The organism is Pseudoalteromonas sp. SR44-8 (assembly GCF_014163635.1).
Taxonomy (GTDB): domain Bacteria; phylum Pseudomonadota; class Gammaproteobacteria; order Enterobacterales; family Alteromonadaceae; genus Pseudoalteromonas; species Pseudoalteromonas rhizosphaerae.
Window position 1 is genome coordinate 1 of the sequence record NZ_JACJDS010000049.1, and the last position, 16,363, is coordinate 16,363.

Here is a 16,363-nt window from a genome sequence, read left to right on the forward strand (position 1 = left end):
TGTACCTGGCAATATTTGCTCAGCAAAATTGATTGGAATGAATTTATTTTGGCAGGATAAGTCAGGCTTGTAGTTGGCCATAACAATTTACCGTGGGTGAATAATATCTATTAGATCACAGTAACCCTGTGGGTTCAAGGTCAAAAAACAATCAAGTCAATTGTGTAGAACCAGTTCCTAAAAAGAGTAATTCTACAGCCTCAACGTCCCAATTTGGGGAAATTGCGAGTGTTTTGCCACGAAGTGGCAGCGAGTAATTTTCCCAGGCCAACTTGTTGGCCGAACAACATTGGCTTGTTATATGACTGGTACATACCTAAGCGAAACCAGTACGCCTATAAACAAGTTTAAGATACCTAAAACACGTAAAAAGCTAAGGCGCAGCGCACTTTCCAGATTTAAAACTTCCCCCGAAAAAAGCTTCGAACAAAAATTTACCATCCAGACAATTAACTTGCGAGCTTGCTTTGGGAAAAGTAGGAGAAACAATCCTCCCACAATCAAATTTATTAACGTAGTAAGCATGATTCACTCAAAGTCATATAACAGCTTATTCAAAGGATCTAAACCCACAAGTTGCAGACAGAAAATCCTTTGAGTTTTTTAATACTTTCAGTCTAACTCTGTATCTAAATGTAAATCAAGGGATTTATATTTGTTGTTTTTTTGTTGTTGTAAAATACAAGAAATAATCCCGCGAGTTGTTGAAAAAAAACCAAACATAACCACTGTTTATATATACAGTAAAAACTGAAGCAGATCATGGCTTCTGTATTTTTAGAATCCATCCGTGACTTTATGACAACGCGTAGTTATGCCAAGCGCACTATAGACACTTATCAATATTGGATAAAATTTTATATTTTATACCATGCTAAAAAACATCCAGCGCAATTGGCAGAGTCGGAGGTTGAGCAATTCTTATCTTATTTAAGTAATCAGCGTAATGTTGCAATGAAAACTCAGGCAACGGCTTTAAATGCTTTGGTATTTTTATACCGTCATATTATTAATCGACCGTTATCACTTGAGATGAATTTTAATAAATCACTCGTGCCACCTAAATTACCTGTAGTACTGACCCGTGAAGAAATGCAGCGTTTATTATTGGCAATGGATCCAAAGTATAAACTTATCGCTCAGTTACTTTACGGTAGTGGTCTACGTTTAATGGAAGCTGTAAGGCTACGGGTAAAAGATGTCGATTATGACTATGTCTCATTAATGATTTGGCAGGGCAAAGGCAATAAAAACCGCAGAGTAACATTAGCACCCGAACTACTGCCGTTGTTGCGCAGCCAAAGTCACTTGGTAAATGACTACTGGCAACGAGACAAACAAGCAATAGACTATGCCGGTGTCTGGCTTGCGAATGCACTAGCTAGAAAATACCCAGCGGCTCCTTATGAAATGAGCTGGCAATATTTGTTTCCTTCTGCCAAGTTAAGCATGGACCCAGAAAGTAAAAAGCTGCGACGCCACCATATTGATGAAACAACGGTTCGTAAAGCAATTAAGCAGGCAGCAAAGCTGGCAAAAATTCAAAAAAATGTTACCTGCCATACACTACGGCACTCGTTCGCTACCCACTTACTTGAATCCGGTGCAGATATACGCACCGTGCAAGAACAACTCGGCCATAGCGATGTTCGCACCACGCAAATTTATACGCATGTACTTAACAGTGGTGCCAGTGGCGTAAAAAGCCCGTTGTCGCAGCTACTTTAGGTTCTTATTATCTATTGGAATATCGCGTTTGGGGAATACAAAAAACCCGATAATAATCTTATGTGGAATTGCTGCTGTTAAAAGGGCAAAAAAATAGACCGCAGAGCACTCCCTGATGGTTTAGCTAGGGATATATATCAGCTGCCTGATCAGTCTCACGAGCGAGTCACTCAACAGGACAATGCTTATTTGTAAGATCCTTGCTTTTTATGAATTTTTCTAAAACGCAGCGTCTCTTAACCCTTAATCTTTTTGTGAATAATTGTCTTAACTTTCTAATTTAAATTTTTACGCACACAAAAACGGCATTGCCAGAGCTTTCACCCCATGGGGTTATTTTTTCGTAGTCATGTTCAAATACATGTATTTCAAAATAAGGTTTTAGGGCTTCTTTTAACTGGGCAAAACTAACAGCGATCATTGGGTGCTCGTCGTGCCATATAAATATTTCGTCTGCTGTAGCTTTATTTATACTGAGTTTTAATGATTGTTTTTCGCCACTGCCACTGTAATTCCAACCAGAGCGGAATGTGAATAGGCTGCCCGCGTTTTCAGCGCTATGCTCTACAAATGAATCGTTATCGATGTGATTTTTATCAACAACGTTAAAGCAAAATATACCACCGGCTTTTAGTGCATGGTGTACGCTTTTAATACAGTCTGTTAATTTATTAATGCCGTCGCAGTAATGGATTGAATACAAAAAGCAGGTAATTAAATCAACTTGCTCAGGGATCACAAACTCACTCATATTCTGCAATGAAAATTGCGCTTCTGGGCAACGAATGGTTGCTCTATCTAGCATGGGTTGATTTATATCAAGCCCACTACTTTGATAACCATAATCAATAAAATGACGAACATGTGGGCCCGTGCCGCACGCTAAATCAAGATGCGTATTTCCCTTATTACCAAATATTTGCTGTAGCCTATGAATAAAATAACTTTGGGCTTGATAATCTATATCTGCGCACATTAAGTCATAGTAATCAGAAAGGTCTGTGTATAGAGCGTTCGCGGACATATCAGCCTAGTGGTTTGGAGTAGAGTATTTTAAGTCGCGCATAATAAACTAATTATCACCATTAACGAAGCAGATATGAAAGTAAGAGGTTTGTTGGGTTTTGTTTTACTCAACCCAACGTTCAATTTAAATGGCAAACTACTTAAAGCTAACCACTGGCAGCTTTACTTTAGTTTATCCCTAAATACTTATGTACTTGCACTGATAAGCGCCAGTTTTTTTCAATACAGGTTTCAATAGCCAACTTAGTTGCAGAGACTTTTTGGCTAATTGGTTGCAGGTAAACAAGCTTGGGGGTAACGCCTGTTTTTGCAAATAACTCTTCAAGCTCTACAACGTGTTTTTGCATCGCGATTGGGTGTTTTATTTCATCGGCGCGTTGCATGGCTGAAGTAAGTACGTCGTAGCCGCCACGCATATTAATTTTCGGTGATACCGTCACCCATGTTTGTGCTGGGGCTAAAATCTCAAAAGTGCCGCTGGTTTCTATTTGTGTGCTGTAGCCGTTAGCATGAAGTAATTCGCACACCGGGTTTAAGTCGTACATGCATGGCTCACCGCCGGTGATCACTACATGCTTGGCACGATAAGCACGATCGACAAACAAGTTAAATATTTGCTCAGCTGATGCGTCCGCCCAGTGATCTGAATCAGCCTTTTTCTCAACCGTGTCGTCCAGTGATACTTTATACACATTATCAACTTCCCACGTTTGCTTAGTGTCACACCAAGCGCAACCTACGGGGCAGCCTTGTAAACGTAAAAATATTGAAGGCGTGCCGGTAAAGCTCGCTTCGCCTTGAATGGTTTCAAATATTTCATTAATTTTGTACAAAAGAGTCTCACTCACTACTTGGCATTAATTACGAGCATAAACATAGTTTAAAAAATCAAAAAACACGGTCGGAAATTGTTATTTATGCCCCAGCCGTGTAGTATATCGCGCCCTGATATAAACCTCTATTAAAACTAAGAGCAAAACAGTTATGACGCAAAAAGTAGTTGTGATTTACTCCGGCGGTATGGATTCATTTACCGTATTAAATAAAGCCCTGCAGCAAGGCCGCGAGGTATATGCCCTGTCATTTGACTATGGTCAGCGTCATGTAAAAGAGCTTAAAGTTGCAGCCAGTGTGTGTGAAAAGCTTGGCGTACCGCATAAGATAGTTGATATTTCTGCGATCAATCAGTTAATTGGTGGCTCATCGTTAACTGATGATATTGATGTCCCAGAAGGCCACTACGAAGCCGAAAACATGAAAAGCACCATAGTGCCTAATCGCAACATGATTTTGCTGTCACTGGCTGTGGGTTACGCTGTATCACTCAAAGCAAGCCAAGTGTATTACGGTGCTCACTCTGGGGATCATGCTATTTACCCTGATTGCCGTCCTGAATTTGTGCAAAAGATGGATGATTTATGTCGTATTGCTAATTACGACGCCGTGGAAATTTTCAGCCCGTATTTAAATGACACCAAAATTGACATTCTTACTGATGGTTTAAAAATGGGCTTGGACTACAGCCAAACGTGGACTTGCTATAATGGCCGTGAAAAAGCCTGTGGTAAATGTGGTGCCTGCCAAGAGCGCTTAGAGGCATTTAGCCTTAATAACATTACCGATCCAATCGAGTACGAATAACCCACATTAAAAAAGGCTATCATCGCGATAGCCTTTTTATTATTAACTGAAATAAGTTTACAGCCAACGTTTTACCCGAGACTTGTAATCGCTGTACCCTTGACCAAATATTTTTAATAGAGCCCGCTCCTCTGGAATAATTTGAAACCAAGTTAAGTAACAAATAAAGCCCAGCACACACAATAACGCCCACAGTGATGTTAACCACACTCCCCAACCTGCCAGTATAAAAGCAAAACCAACATACATTGGATTACGTGAAATTTTGTACACACCCGTGGTAACCAGTGCTGACGCTTGATCTGGTTTATTTGGGTTTACAGTGGTTTTTGCTAAGCGAAAACTAACCACCCCAGCAATACAAAAAATACAGCCTGTGGTGAGTAAAATAACCGCAACATAAAAAATAAATGTGGTGAAATCAATCACACTGTAATGGGCAATTACCGCCATCAGCACAGCAAAAAAAAGCACTATAATAATCGGAGGGATTTTATTATTTAGCATAGTAACTCACTGTTGTTGTTAAAATTAGTTGATGCAATTAAACACTCATCACACTGTATCACTGATGAATATACCGCAGAGGGTCATGTTGATACAAATAAAGTTACAATTGTCAGCTTCATCATTTGCGCATTCTGGTTATACTTTACACACTATATAAAATAATAAGGAATACACCATGTCAGGAACTACTATGGTAGTCATGATCGTATTTATCTCTGTTGGGTTTGGGGTAATGTACGATATGTATAAAAAACATTTAGAGTTTAAACATCGCACACTCACCGATAATAAAGAGTCGAATAATCAAATTGCTGCTGTTAATGCTGAAATGCTTGCGTTAAAAGAGCGTGTACAAACATTAGAAGCTATCGTGACTGATCCAAGTTACAGCGTAAAACAGGAAATCAATAAACTTTAAATTCGCCGCGTTTAAAGCGCTTGCAAGTAATCTGGATATAAATGCGCGTTTTCTGGCTGCTCAATTCCATGAGCGGCTAAAAACCCACAGATCACTTGCCCGCACCCTTGTGGAGCACGAGAGCTGTCAATTTCAAAATTTAATTGATCGGCATGTTGTTTGCCAAGTTCGCATAATTGCAACGCATGCTGCGAACGCAACACAATACTCAATGCCCCGATTTGCTCTACATTAACGTTTTTACTAAAGCGCGCAAAACCTGCATATTTAAATTGTTCATTCACATAATCATTACTGATCGCTACCAACGCGGTCATCAAGCCATGCAAAAAAGCATTTGCAGATGTATCTGCGGCTAAAAAAATCACTGTTTTTGCGTTAAATTCGCTTAACTGACAGTCAGTACAATTGAGCCGCAGAGTGTAAAGTATGTGCTCATCGGCAATTTTTTGTTGTGTAATTAAAGTCAGTGCAGCTCCAGCAAATAAACATCTAGCAAGTAACTTTATGACACTTTGCGGTTGATGATCAGCAGCCATGGTTAATTGCGGGTTTTGTGCTAATAAAGGTAAATCATGATGGTTATTAAACGGCGTGCTGCTGCCCTGCTCACTATCGAGTTGAAATAGTTCTCTTACTTCGTGTTCACGGGCTATTTTTAACGCTAAAAAAGCGGTTTGGATCAATTCCGAGGTAGGTAAGTTTTCTTCCACAAACCAGCGCCGGCCAAATAATAACTTTTTTGCCTTGGTGCTGCGATAATTATCTGGACTAAGAATCGCCACTTGTAAATAAATTTGCTCATTCTGTTTTGCGGCGAGCACCCGAAAGTGAGTTGAAAACTCAATTTTATCAAGGGTTTCGTTCACGCTTTCGAGGGTATGTTGATAACGTAAAAAATGTTGCGGCACTACCCAGCTCGCGTTACTCAATTGCACGATGGGTGCATAAGCAATTGGCTGCTCACAATTATATAGCAGCTCATTATGAGTATATTTGACTGATGTAAAGTGGTTATTTTTATCTGACATAACTAAACCAAGTAAACTCGCTAACACAAAGCGCTGAAGATGAGTTATTTACGCTGTAACGCTAGTCGATAGATCACAGTGCTGCGTTTAATTTAGCGATATTTTTTGATAATCATCGAGCACATGTTGAAAATATGTACGGTCTTTGTTCAACATCCGAGTATAGTGCGCAACTAATTGTTGCAGATACAATTCGTGCATTTGCTCAGCATTGTCCCACATCTGACTGCCAGTAACACTCAACGCAGTATTACTGGTAAAACTTAGCTGTATCACTTCGTAAAAACGGTTGTTTTCTTGCACCAGTTGTTCTTTGATAAGTCCTAAACCTAACGCCTGTAAACCTTGTCGTAAGGTATAGGTATGATGCACGGGACAAACAATAAAACTGAGTTGTTCACGAAGCTTTTCAGGGCAATTAGCAACCATTTTTTGTACTAGCCTCAGCAGTAATTCTCCACCGACTCCGGCGATAATGATCAGCTGTTTGGCTGATGGCTGCAGCTCAATTGTAGCTACATCCTGACATAATACTTGCCATTGGCAAGCTGCTTGCTGATCACTAAAACGCGTAAGCGTGTGTTCAAGCTCGTCCATTAACGTAGGCACTATATCAACAAAGTTTATTTGCTTGGCGGCTACCCGCTTTAAAAGCGCCATACCAAGCAAACCGTGGTCACAACAACAGTCCCAAATTACATCATACGGCGCGCAGATCAACGAATCGATTGCACTGAGGCGGCTACTTAGTTTCATTAAAAGCTAAACTTGAGCCGTTTTATAGATCAATGCTTTTAAGCTACGGTCGCTATCAACATCAACAAAACCATGGGTCGGCGCTAGGCGCTCTACAAATTCAATCGCACCTTGAGTGTGTTCGTCTATCAGCGCTTTAAATGACGCTTCACTTAGCTCTGGACTGTTAGCACATAACAGCAATTGAGTATGCTCATTGAGCAGTTCAGGTAAGCGGCGCAGCACTTTTTGATAATCTTTAGTTAAAATGAAACTGCCTTTTTGAAAGCTTGGCGGATCAACAATAATTAAATCAAAAGGGCCAGCCTTTTTAAGTTTACCAAACGACTTTAATATATCGTGCGGTAAAAAGCTCACACTGCGGTCAAAGCCATTAAGTTGATGATTTTGCTTACCGGTGCGCAGTACCCCTTTATTCATATCCATGTTGATCACACTATCGGCACCGCCACGCATTGCAGCAACCGAAAACCCACAGGTATATGAAAATAAATTCAATACTTTAGCGTGTTTACTATGGGCTTGCACAAACTCCCGACCACGGCGCATATCCGGGAATATACCGGTATTTTGACGGCTCATTAAATCCACTAAAAACTCACTGTCACCTTCTTTAACACTATGCGGGCTCGGTAGTTGACCAAATAACAGTTTATTTTCAGTTTGTTGTCCGGCGCGTTGTTGAAATACCAACGAGGTGATTAATTCTTTAGCGTGTTGTTGTGCCCATTGCCAAAGCTGCTCACTTAATTGCATTAGCGTTTGTGCGTCAACGTCGTCGTAAGACACTAAAAATAAACACGGTGGGTAAAAGTCGATATTTAGATGACTCAAATGCTCGGTAGTGTGACCGCGGCCATGAAACACACGACAAAGTTCATTGTCTGCTAAGGGCGCACTTTCAAGTGCTGTAATAAGGGGCGTAAAATTATGCATTTTTAATTAACTGTTGTTGTAATTCATGGATTTCATCACGAACGGATGCGGCTTTTTCAAACTCTAAATCACTTGCGTATGCATGCATTTTGGTTTCGAGTTGCTTAATTTGCACTGCGATCTCTTTTGCACTGAGCACTTGCTTACTTTGTTTTCGGATCAGCTGTAAATTATCTTGTGGGCCGGCTCGCTCACCAACATCCATAATGTCAGTAATTTTCTTCAATAAGGCTTGTGGTTCAAGGCCATGCTTAATATTGTAAGCGTGTTGAATATCGCGGCGACGCTGAGTCTCATCAATAGCTTTGGCCATTGATTTAGTGACTCGATCACCGTATAAAATTGCCCGACCATTTAAGTGACGAGCCGCACGACCAATGGTTTGAATTAATGCGCGAGCTGAACGTAAAAAGCCCTCTTTATCAGCATCGAGTATTGCAACTAGCGATACTTCTGGCATATCTAAACCTTCACGCAGTAAGTTAATACCCACTAACACATCAAACACCCCAGCGCGAAAATCACGAATAATTTCAACCCTTTCAACGGTATCGATATCCGAATGCAAGTAACGCACTTTTACATCATGTTCAGATAAGTAATCCGTTAAATCTTCAGCCATGCGCTTAGTAAGTGTGGTTACTAGCACGCGTTCATCAATTGCTACGCGTTTATATATCTCTGACAATAAGTCATCAACTTGAGTTGCCACTGGGCGTACTTCAATTTGTGGATCTAGTAATCCTGTGGGGCGAATAACCTGCTCGGCAATATCATCTCCACAACGTTCAAGTTCAAAATCCCCCGGGGTTGCAGATACATAAATTGTTTGCGGTGCTATGGCTTCAAATTCTTCAAAGCGTAGTGGCCGGTTATCCATCGCCGACGGCATACGAAAACCGTATTCCACGAGATTTTCTTTACGGCTACGATCGCCTTTATACATAGCGCCGATTTGCGATACCGTAACGTGAGATTCGTCAATAATCATTAACGCATCTTCAGGAAGATAATCAAGCAAGGTTGGCGGTGGATCGCCCGGCGTGCGACCAGATAAATATCGGCTGTAGTTTTCGATGCCAGAGCAATAACCAAGCTCGGTCATCATTTCAATATCGTATTGTGTACGTTGTGCCACGCGTTGCTCTTCGACCAGTTTATTAGCACTGAGTAACTGCGCACGACGGTCTTTTAATTCAGCTTTAATATGCTCAACCGCATCAAGAATTTTATCTCTGGGTGTCACATAGTGCGTTTTAGGGTAGATAGTTGCGCGGACTATGTGTTTTTCAACCGCGCCGGTAAGCGGGTCAAAAATACTTAGCCGTTCTATTTCGTCATCAAACATTTCTACACGCACTGCAAAAGTGTCTGACTCAGCAGGGAATATATCCACAACTTCACCGCGAACCCGATACGTACCGCGGCTAAAATCAATATCATTTCGCGTATATTGAATTTCAGCTAGTCGGCGCAGCATATCGCGTTGATCAACTTTTTCGCCCACTTTTAACAACAGCATCATCTTCATGTATGATTTTGGATCGCCCAAACCATATATGGCTGATACTGATGCCACTATAATTGTATCCCTACGCTCTAATAGCGCTTTGGTAGCACTTAGGCGCATCTGCTCTATGTGTTCGTTTATCGAGGCATCTTTTTCAATAAAGGTATCGCTTGCAACAACATACGCTTCTGGCTGGTAGTAATCATAATACGAAACAAAATATTCAACCGCGTTGTGCGGAAAAAACTCTTTCATTTCCCCATATAACTGCGCTGCTAAGGTTTTATTATGCGCCATAATAATCGTTGGGCGATTCAAATCATTGATAATATTAGCCATGGTAAATGTTTTACCAGTACCTGTTGCCCCTAATAATGTTTGATGAGCAAGTCCGGCTTCTAACCCTTCACATAACTGCGCAATCGCGGTGGGTTGATCCCCCGCAGGTTTAAATTTAGATACCAGTTGAAAATTGTCGCTCATGCTTGGCACTCCTGTACAGCTTGGTTACTGATCATATTCAGCTCTTTGATAAACCATTTATAAGCTATTATTGCAGTAAATAAATTACCCAGCGCTGCGCCGATCAGCAAGCCTGGTAAACCGGCATATAAATTACCGACATAAGCAAATGGAATATAAAAAATAAATAATCGGATCACACTTAGAATTAATGCATTCATTGGTTTGTGTAAGGCATTGAACGATGAATTAGACAAAATAATTATCCCTTGCAAACCGTAACTTAACGGCAAGGTAAAAATAAATAATTTGATCACATCGATAACCATCTGCTCTTTACCAAACAACTCACTGATCACTCCTGAAAATGCAATGAGCAGTAAATAAATAATAAACTGCCAAATCATCACAAATTTTAATGTTGTGGTGTACGCCTCTTTAACACGGTTAAGTTTACCAGCACCAAAGTTTTGGCTAATAAACGGCGGTAACGTCATCGATAAAGCTAACACCACCAAACTGGCAATTGATTCAATACGACTGCCTACGCCAAAAGCAGCAACAGCCTCAGGTCCATGATGAGCAACCATGGCAATCATCACCGCCATTGCAACTGGTGTTAACATATTTGCACCTGCCGCTGGCAAACCAATTTTAAGAATTTTTCGAATAGAGCTTAATGGGGTTTGGTTATTTGCATTTAGGCTCAGCAAGCCTTTTCTTACTGCTAGCAAATATAAAATAATGACAACGGCTACCGACCATGCGATGACGCTGGCAATCGCAGCGCCTTTAATGCCAAATGCAGGAATTGGCCCAAAGCCAAAAATCAATACTGGGTCGAGCACGGCATTGATAAGCCCCGCTCCACCCATCACTATGCTAGGTGTTTTGGTGTCACCGCTGGCACGTAACACTGAGTTACCAACCATAGGGGTAATTAAAAATACACTGCCTAAAAACCACACACTCATATACTCATGGATCAGCGGCAACACTTGCTCCCCTGCTCCCAGCAATTTAAATATCGGGGAAATAAACAGATAACCAAATAGCGATAAACATACCACCATCACCACTGCAATTAATAATGCGATGCTGGCGTCAAAGCGTGCTTCTTCAATATTATTACTACCCAATGCCTTGGCAATAACCGCTGACGTACCGATACCCAAACCAATAGCTAGGCTGATCACGGTAAAGGTTACCGGAAAAGTAAAACTGACAGCCGCTAATGGCTCAGTTCCCAATAAGCTAATAAAAAATGTATCGACAATATTGAACATCATTAACGTGATCATGCCGAAAATCATCGGCACAGTCATTTTCTTCAAGGTCGGTACTATTGGATCGTTTAATAAATCGGGAGCTGAGTTGCTCTGCAAAGTTGCGCGCATGGGAATAAATAAACCTCTTTTATTAAGCGTGGTATTTTAAAGCATCAGGGCTTTTCAAGCCACGCATTTATCAAGTGATTATAAATTGATTACAAAAACGCCTAAAAAACCATAGAAAAGTGTTCTTTTTACGTGTTTAGCGACGATTTCACTTCGAACCTCTACTAAAAACAATAAAAATACATTTTTATAACCTTTATCACAAAATCATCGCGACTGGTGCTGCATTTTTACACAAAAATTGCGCTAATCGAATCGTTACGAATAAATTTACTCATCAACGAAGCTCTTTTCAGCTTATTTTTTCAAGTCATTGTTTTAAAATGAGATAAAAAAACTGTTTTAAATGCTTGATATCCTCACAGTGCCCTAAAAATATGGCTCTGCCAACGTTCTTAAAGTTTCATAAACAGAGTTATCCACAGAAACCGTGGATAACTCTTGCAAAGCCACGTTAATAAAGGCGTGCAAAGGGGCGGCTTAAACACGCTAACGGCAATGTTGGCAAATACTAACTTTAGACAATTTGAGTTAAATAGCTCATAAAACATACTTAACCCCTGTACCAATGACCTGTCACATTTATTTAAACGCCCATTCAATATGAAAAAATAAATTTAACCAATTGAAATAAAACAATATATATATATTTCCTTGCTATTCTCATGGGTATTAAGTCGCTAAACTAAGGGTTCAGATCTGTATGTCATTTTTTTCTCGGCATTTTTCGTTAACGACTAATTAAATGCATAAGTAAATTTAATTATTGCGAATTTGCGCTTTTATTAGCTAACGTTAAAAAAGTACATTTCATAAATTTATTCGTACAAAACTAGATAAATGATCACTTTTATAATTTGCTTGGCGGTTAACTTGTTTGTTTTTTAGTCGTTAAAAACCATAATTTTATGCCACATCTCGATCTACACGACTCAAATAGGGAGAAAAAAAGCCACAAAACAGCCAGATCGAACATAAAAACATCGAACAGACTGCTTTTTTTTGTTTATCCGGTTTTATGTGTTGACACTTTGCAGCGCGGTCATTAATATTTCGCCCCGTTGAAAGGCACATACGCTTCCCCCTTAGCTCAGTTGGTTAGAGCGACGGACTGTTAATCCGCAGGTCCCCCGTTCGAGTCGGGGAGGGGGAGCCAGTCTTTTCAGCCATAAACGATTCCCCCTTAGCTCAGTTGGTTAGAGCGACGGACTGTTAATCCGCAGGTCCCCCGTTCGAGTCGGGGAGGGGGAGCCAAGTTTATGTAATATGATTATTGTTCCCCCTTAGCTCAGTTGGTTAGAGCGACGGACTGTTAATCCGCAGGTCCCCCGTTCGAGTCGGGGAGGGGGAGCCAAATCATATAAAATTTAAGTATTGTAGTTCCCCCTTAGCTCAGTTGGTTAGAGCGACGGACTGTTAATCCGCAGGTCCCCCGTTCGAGTCGGGGAGGGGGAGCCAACTTAAAGAATCAATTAGACTTTCCTAAACAATTCCACTACTCTACTACAATCAAAATATTTCTTTTTAATACACATTTAATAAGTGTAAAATAATTTGATTAATCAAGGATCTGATTCCTTCCCTTTGATCTACTAAAAAGAATAAGACATGGCTGGTTTCAAAAAACTCATATTTATTCAATTAATATCTTGGCTGTTGTTTGCAAGTATTGGTGGCTATTTTGTTGCGTCAGCGTTTGACAACGCAGTAAGCGATGCACAACATAAAACGCAATCAGTGGTAAACAACTATATTAGTAAACATTCTATTGTCGATATAGCACCAGATAAACTTCAGCAAGTGCTTGCTGACGGTAATACTTTTTCTTCATTTATTTTGCGTGATCAGCAAGGTAAAGAACTTATAAATATTACATCCCCTACTCCATTACCAGCCATTGCGCAATTAGTTAACACCAGCTTTAACTCTATCCGTCCTCAATTTGCTGTTAATCAAGCGTCTGATATCAAAGTTGAATTTACTATTAATGCCAATAACCTTGGGTTGATACTCCAACAAGCGTTGTTTATTGTTATTTTAGTGTCAGGTTTAATGGCAATTATTCCCATTGTGTTTATGAAAACCATGTTTAGTAAGCTAAATAGAAATATAAGCATGACAGTGGCTGAGATAATTGATGTTTATATCAATCAAAATCAAGTCAACAACGGTCTTGAAACAGCAATTAATAGCAGCAAAATAAAACAACTGGGCGTTGACCTAGTGCCGAGCTTTAATCGCCTGTCGCACTTTTTACAAAGTAAGCATGATGATATTCAAAATGCCGCACATTCTATCAAGCAAGAAGCTTATAAAGATGTAGTTACTGAACTTGGCAACCGTAATATGTTTGTTGAATATTATGAGAAGTACATTGAAAGCAGTGAAAAAAGCACCTTTGGCTCTTTGGCGATGGTTCGTTGTAGTGAATTACAAGCAATCAACCAAACTCGTGGTTACCAAAAAGGTGACGAGTATGTCAAAGCTGTGGCTGATATTATTAAACATATCAGCGGCACATATACAGGCAGTAAAGTTTTTCGTTTGAATAGCTCAGATTTCGCGATTGTGCTTCCTAACACTCCTCTCAAGGAATCTGAACGTTTTGGTGATAACTTACAATCTCGATTTACTCAATATCAGCAAAACCAAGAATTAAGCTCAGTAGCAAATACTGGGATCGTCGCTTATGAAAAAGGCAAACCCTTAGGTGAGCTACTTTCGATAGTAGACAATGCTATGAGCATGGCCCAATCAAAACAAGCTAACGCCTGGCATATACAACGCGAAACTGATTTAGTTAATAATGTAAGTGCAGGATTTGGCAATCAAAACTGGCGTAAAGTGATTAATGAAGTAATTGAAGCTGAGCGTGTACATCTGGTAATGCAAAATATTATGCCAATTGGTAAAAGCATGAAGGCCTACGCTGAAATTCAAGTGCGCTTTAAAACAACAGAAAACCAAGTATTGCCTACCGCTTCATTTTTAGCTATGGCTGAAAAGCTTGATATGGCGATGGAAATTGATCAGTTAATCATTAATTCATCACTGGAAAAAATTAAGAGCCGTAATTTCTCTGAAAAATTCTTTGGTTTGAATGTTACCGCCTCAAGCGCACACAATGATCAGTTCGTAATTTGGCTAGAGCGACGTTTATTAAAAGACACAAATATTGCCTCAAAACTGGTATTCGAAGTGAGTGAATTTGGCTTACAGCAAAATATTAAAGCCAGTAAACGCTTTATAGATATGATCCACCGTGTTGGTGCTCGGATCACGGTAGAACGATTTGGTGTTGGTTTAACCTCGTTTAAGTTTTTCCGCGATTTAAAACCTGACTTTATCAAAATGGATGCAAGCTATACTCGCGGCCTTGAAGAAGATAAAAATAACCAATACTTTATGCGTTTAATGGTCGACCTCGCGCATCGAATTGGTGTTAGTGTTTTTGCTGAGGGTGTTGAAAGCCAAGAAGAAAAACACATTATTGAAACTTTATGTCTTGATGGTGTGCAAGGTTATTACATCGAAAAGCCAAAAGATATTTAATCAATCTAAAAGGTGCTTTGAGCACCTTTTTAGTTTTCTAGTAGTTTATTTCCTCCTCCCCTGATCTGCTTTATCATTCCAAATGTCAGTAACTAGGTTAATGAACAGTTAATCTTTATTTATCATGCTATAAAATTCTAAATGCAATTCACTATCATTATTAAATGAGCCGTTTATTTACCTTCTACGTGTTGTTAAACAGCCAATAAAAAAGGATAATGTCGGCGTTTATTATAGCTTGAGGCGAACATGACAGAATATGTATTGCTGTTGATCGGCACAGTACTGGTTAATAACTTTGTGTTAGTACAATTTTTAGGTCTATGCCCGTTTATGGGTGTATCTGGCAAACTGGATACAGCTATAGGCATGTCACTTGCGACCACTTTTGTGTTAACACTTGCCTCTGTAACAAGCTATCTAGTTAATCAATATATTTTGATCCCACTTGATATCACGTATTTACGTACTCTAAGCTTTATTTTAGTGATTGCGGTGGTGGTTCAGTTTACCGAAATGGTAGTCAGAAAAACCAGCCCTACGCTGTATCGCTTACTCGGTATATTTTTACCTTTGATCACCACAAACTGTGCGGTCTTAGGTGTTGCGTTACTAAATGTCAAAGAGGATCATACGTTTTTACAATCTGCAGTATATGGCTTTGGCGCTGCTGTTGGTTTTTCTATGGTACTGGTATTATTTGCAGCTCTTCGTGAACGCTTAACCGCTGCTGACGTACCTACCCCCTTTAAAGGCGCATCGATTGCGATGATCACCGCAGGCTTAATGTCGATGGCCTTTATGGGCTTTACAGGATTAGTGAAGTTTTAACATGACCTTGTTTTATGCCTTGATTGCGCTGGGAACCCTAGCACTCATTTTTGGTTTGATCTTAGGATTTGCTGCTGTGCGCTATCGAGTGCAAAGTAATCCGATTGTTGAACAGATCGATACTATATTACCGCAAACACAGTGCGGCCAGTGTGGCTATCCGGGTTGTCGCCCTTATGCAGAAGCCATCGCTAATGGCGATGAGATTAATAAATGTCCACCAGGTGGCGATGCGACAGTAAAAAAATTAGCTGACTTAATGGGTGTTGAAGCTAAACCGCTTGCCGGTGGCGAACAAGCTGAACCGATAAAAACCGTTGCCTATATACGTGAAGATGAATGTATTGGTTGTACCAAATGTATTCAAGCTTGTCCTGTCGATGCTATTGTTGGTGCCACGCGCCAAATGCATACTGTTTTAATTGATGAATGTACGGGTTGTGACTTATGTGTTGAACCTTGTCCTGTTGACTGTATTGATATGCTGCCTGTAGAAACCACTAAGCAAACGTGGAAATGGCAACTAGATGCAATCCCAGTAACACAGATTGATTAAGGGCTCCCT

14 protein-coding genes and 4 tRNA genes are annotated in these 16,363 nt (G+C 40.1%); 10 read left to right on the forward strand and 8 right to left on the reverse strand.

Annotated features, from left to right (window positions below):
* Nucleotides 1-762 precede the first annotated feature (762 nt).
* A complete protein-coding gene (locus tag H5183_RS19195; protein ID WP_182732463.1) occupies nt 763-1,728 on the forward strand; it encodes an integron integrase in 966 nt (321 codons plus the stop codon).
* 280 nt (nt 1,729-2,008) lie between these two features.
* Here H5183_RS19195 and H5183_RS19200 read toward each other — a convergent pair whose 3' ends face one another.
* Complete coding sequence (locus H5183_RS19200; protein ID WP_182732464.1) at nt 2,009-2,752, reverse strand: class I SAM-dependent methyltransferase; 744 nt, start codon at nt 2,750-2,752, stop codon at nt 2,009-2,011.
* Nucleotides 2,753-2,921: 169 nt separating this feature from the next.
* The gene (queE, locus tag H5183_RS19205) at nt 2,922-3,587 is read right to left on the reverse strand and encodes a 7-carboxy-7-deazaguanine synthase QueE (protein ID WP_145240771.1); all 666 of its coding nucleotides are present in this window, start codon (nt 3,585-3,587) and stop codon (nt 2,922-2,924) included.
* A gap of 127 nt (nt 3,588-3,714) precedes the next feature.
* On the opposite strand from queE, the gene queC reads away from it, so the two are divergent.
* Entirely contained in the window at nt 3,715-4,395 is a 681-nt protein-coding gene (gene queC, locus H5183_RS19210; protein ID WP_257326361.1) for a 7-cyano-7-deazaguanine synthase QueC, read from the forward strand.
* 57 nt (nt 4,396-4,452) lie between these two features.
* On the opposite strand, the gene H5183_RS19215 is transcribed toward queC, so the two are convergent.
* Complete coding sequence (locus H5183_RS19215) at nt 4,453-4,902, reverse strand: isoprenylcysteine carboxylmethyltransferase family protein (protein ID WP_182732465.1); 450 nt, start codon at nt 4,900-4,902, stop codon at nt 4,453-4,455.
* A gap of 178 nt (nt 4,903-5,080) precedes the next feature.
* Here H5183_RS19215 and H5183_RS19220 point away from each other — a divergent pair, with 178 nt between their 5' ends.
* Entirely contained in the window at nt 5,081-5,323 is a 243-nt protein-coding gene (locus tag H5183_RS19220; protein WP_182732466.1) for a hypothetical protein, read from the forward strand.
* An 11-nt stretch (nt 5,324-5,334) separates the two neighbouring features.
* On the opposite strand, the gene H5183_RS19225 is transcribed toward H5183_RS19220, so the two are convergent.
* The 5 genes from H5183_RS19225 to H5183_RS19245 all read right to left on the reverse strand — a co-directional run bounded on the left by H5183_RS19225 (nt 5,335) and on the right by H5183_RS19245 (nt 11,415).
* Nucleotides 5,335-6,354: a hypothetical protein gene (locus tag H5183_RS19225; protein WP_182732467.1), complete on the reverse strand. Its 1,020-nt coding sequence runs from the start codon at nt 6,352-6,354 to the stop codon at nt 5,335-5,337.
* An 87-nt stretch (nt 6,355-6,441) separates the two neighbouring features.
* On the reverse strand, nt 6,442-7,110 hold the full coding sequence (locus H5183_RS19230) for a tRNA (adenine(22)-N(1))-methyltransferase TrmK (protein WP_182732468.1): 669 nt from the start codon (nt 7,108-7,110) through the stop codon (nt 6,442-6,444).
* Nucleotides 7,111-7,116: 6 nt separating this feature from the next.
* Nucleotides 7,117-8,046, reverse strand: coding sequence for a class I SAM-dependent methyltransferase (locus tag H5183_RS19235; RefSeq protein WP_182732469.1), 930 nt, complete (start codon nt 8,044-8,046; stop codon nt 7,117-7,119).
* On the reverse strand, nt 8,039-10,039 hold the full coding sequence (gene uvrB / locus H5183_RS19240) for an excinuclease ABC subunit UvrB (RefSeq protein WP_182732470.1): 2,001 nt from the start codon (nt 10,037-10,039) through the stop codon (nt 8,039-8,041). Before uvrB ends, H5183_RS19235 begins: the two co-directional genes overlap by 8 nt.
* A complete protein-coding gene (locus H5183_RS19245; RefSeq protein ID WP_182732471.1) occupies nt 10,036-11,415 on the reverse strand; it encodes an MATE family efflux transporter in 1,380 nt (459 codons plus the stop codon). The genes uvrB and H5183_RS19245 overlap by 4 nt, the downstream gene beginning before the upstream one ends.
* Nucleotides 11,416-12,494: 1,079 nt before the next feature.
* Between H5183_RS19245 and H5183_RS19250 the strand changes: the two genes are divergently transcribed.
* The 7 genes from H5183_RS19250 (at nt 12,495) to rsxB (ending at nt 16,354) form a co-directional block, all read left to right on the forward strand.
* A tRNA-Asn gene (locus H5183_RS19250) sits at nt 12,495-12,571 on the forward strand.
* A gap of 21 nt (nt 12,572-12,592) precedes the next feature.
* Nucleotides 12,593-12,669: transfer RNA gene (locus H5183_RS19255), tRNA-Asn, on the forward strand.
* A gap of 23 nt (nt 12,670-12,692) precedes the next feature.
* Nucleotides 12,693-12,769, forward strand: a tRNA-Asn gene (locus H5183_RS19260).
* 27 nt (nt 12,770-12,796) lie between these two features.
* Nucleotides 12,797-12,873: transfer RNA gene (locus H5183_RS19265), tRNA-Asn, on the forward strand.
* Between the two features lie 150 nt (nt 12,874-13,023).
* Nucleotides 13,024-14,967: an EAL domain-containing protein gene (locus tag H5183_RS19270; RefSeq protein ID WP_182732472.1), complete on the forward strand. Its 1,944-nt coding sequence runs from the start codon at nt 13,024-13,026 to the stop codon at nt 14,965-14,967.
* 249 nt (nt 14,968-15,216) lie between these two features.
* On the forward strand, nt 15,217-15,798 hold the full coding sequence (gene rsxA, locus H5183_RS19275; protein ID WP_145240727.1) for an electron transport complex subunit RsxA: 582 nt from the start codon (nt 15,217-15,219) through the stop codon (nt 15,796-15,798).
* A gap of 1 nt (nt 15,799) precedes the next feature.
* Nucleotides 15,800-16,354, forward strand: a complete 555-nt coding sequence (gene rsxB / locus H5183_RS19280) for an electron transport complex subunit RsxB (protein ID WP_145240725.1) — start codon at nt 15,800-15,802, stop codon at nt 16,352-16,354.
* Nucleotides 16,355-16,363: the final 9 nt, after the last annotated feature.

Excerpts from the sequence above, each read along its gene's own strand:
- H5183_RS19195 (WP_182732463.1), top strand. The coding sequence starts at position 763 with ATGGCTTCTGTATTTTTAGAATCCATCCGTGACTTTATGACAACGCGT.
- H5183_RS19200 (WP_182732464.1), bottom strand. The coding sequence starts at position 2,752 with ATGTCCGCGAACGCTCTATACACAGACCTTTCTGATTACTATGACTTA.
- H5183_RS19215 (WP_182732465.1), bottom strand. The coding sequence starts at position 4,902 with ATGCTAAATAATAAAATCCCTCCGATTATTATAGTGCTTTTTTTTGCT.
- H5183_RS19220 (WP_182732466.1), top strand. The coding sequence starts at position 5,081 with ATGTCAGGAACTACTATGGTAGTCATGATCGTATTTATCTCTGTTGGG.
- H5183_RS19225 (WP_182732467.1), bottom strand. The coding sequence starts at position 6,354 with ATGTCAGATAAAAATAACCACTTTACATCAGTCAAATATACTCATAAT.
- H5183_RS19230 (WP_182732468.1), bottom strand. The coding sequence starts at position 7,110 with ATGAAACTAAGTAGCCGCCTCAGTGCAATCGATTCGTTGATCTGCGCG.
- H5183_RS19235 (WP_182732469.1), bottom strand. The coding sequence starts at position 8,046 with ATGCATAATTTTACGCCCCTTATTACAGCACTTGAAAGTGCGCCCTTA.
- uvrB (WP_182732470.1), bottom strand. The coding sequence starts at position 10,039 with ATGAGCGACAATTTTCAACTGGTATCTAAATTTAAACCTGCGGGGGAT.
- H5183_RS19245 (WP_182732471.1), bottom strand. The coding sequence starts at position 11,415 with ATGCGCGCAACTTTGCAGAGCAACTCAGCTCCCGATTTATTAAACGAT.
- H5183_RS19270 (WP_182732472.1), top strand. The coding sequence starts at position 13,024 with ATGGCTGGTTTCAAAAAACTCATATTTATTCAATTAATATCTTGGCTG.
- rsxA (WP_145240727.1), top strand. The coding sequence starts at position 15,217 with ATGACAGAATATGTATTGCTGTTGATCGGCACAGTACTGGTTAATAAC.
- rsxB (WP_145240725.1), top strand. The coding sequence starts at position 15,800 with ATGACCTTGTTTTATGCCTTGATTGCGCTGGGAACCCTAGCACTCATT.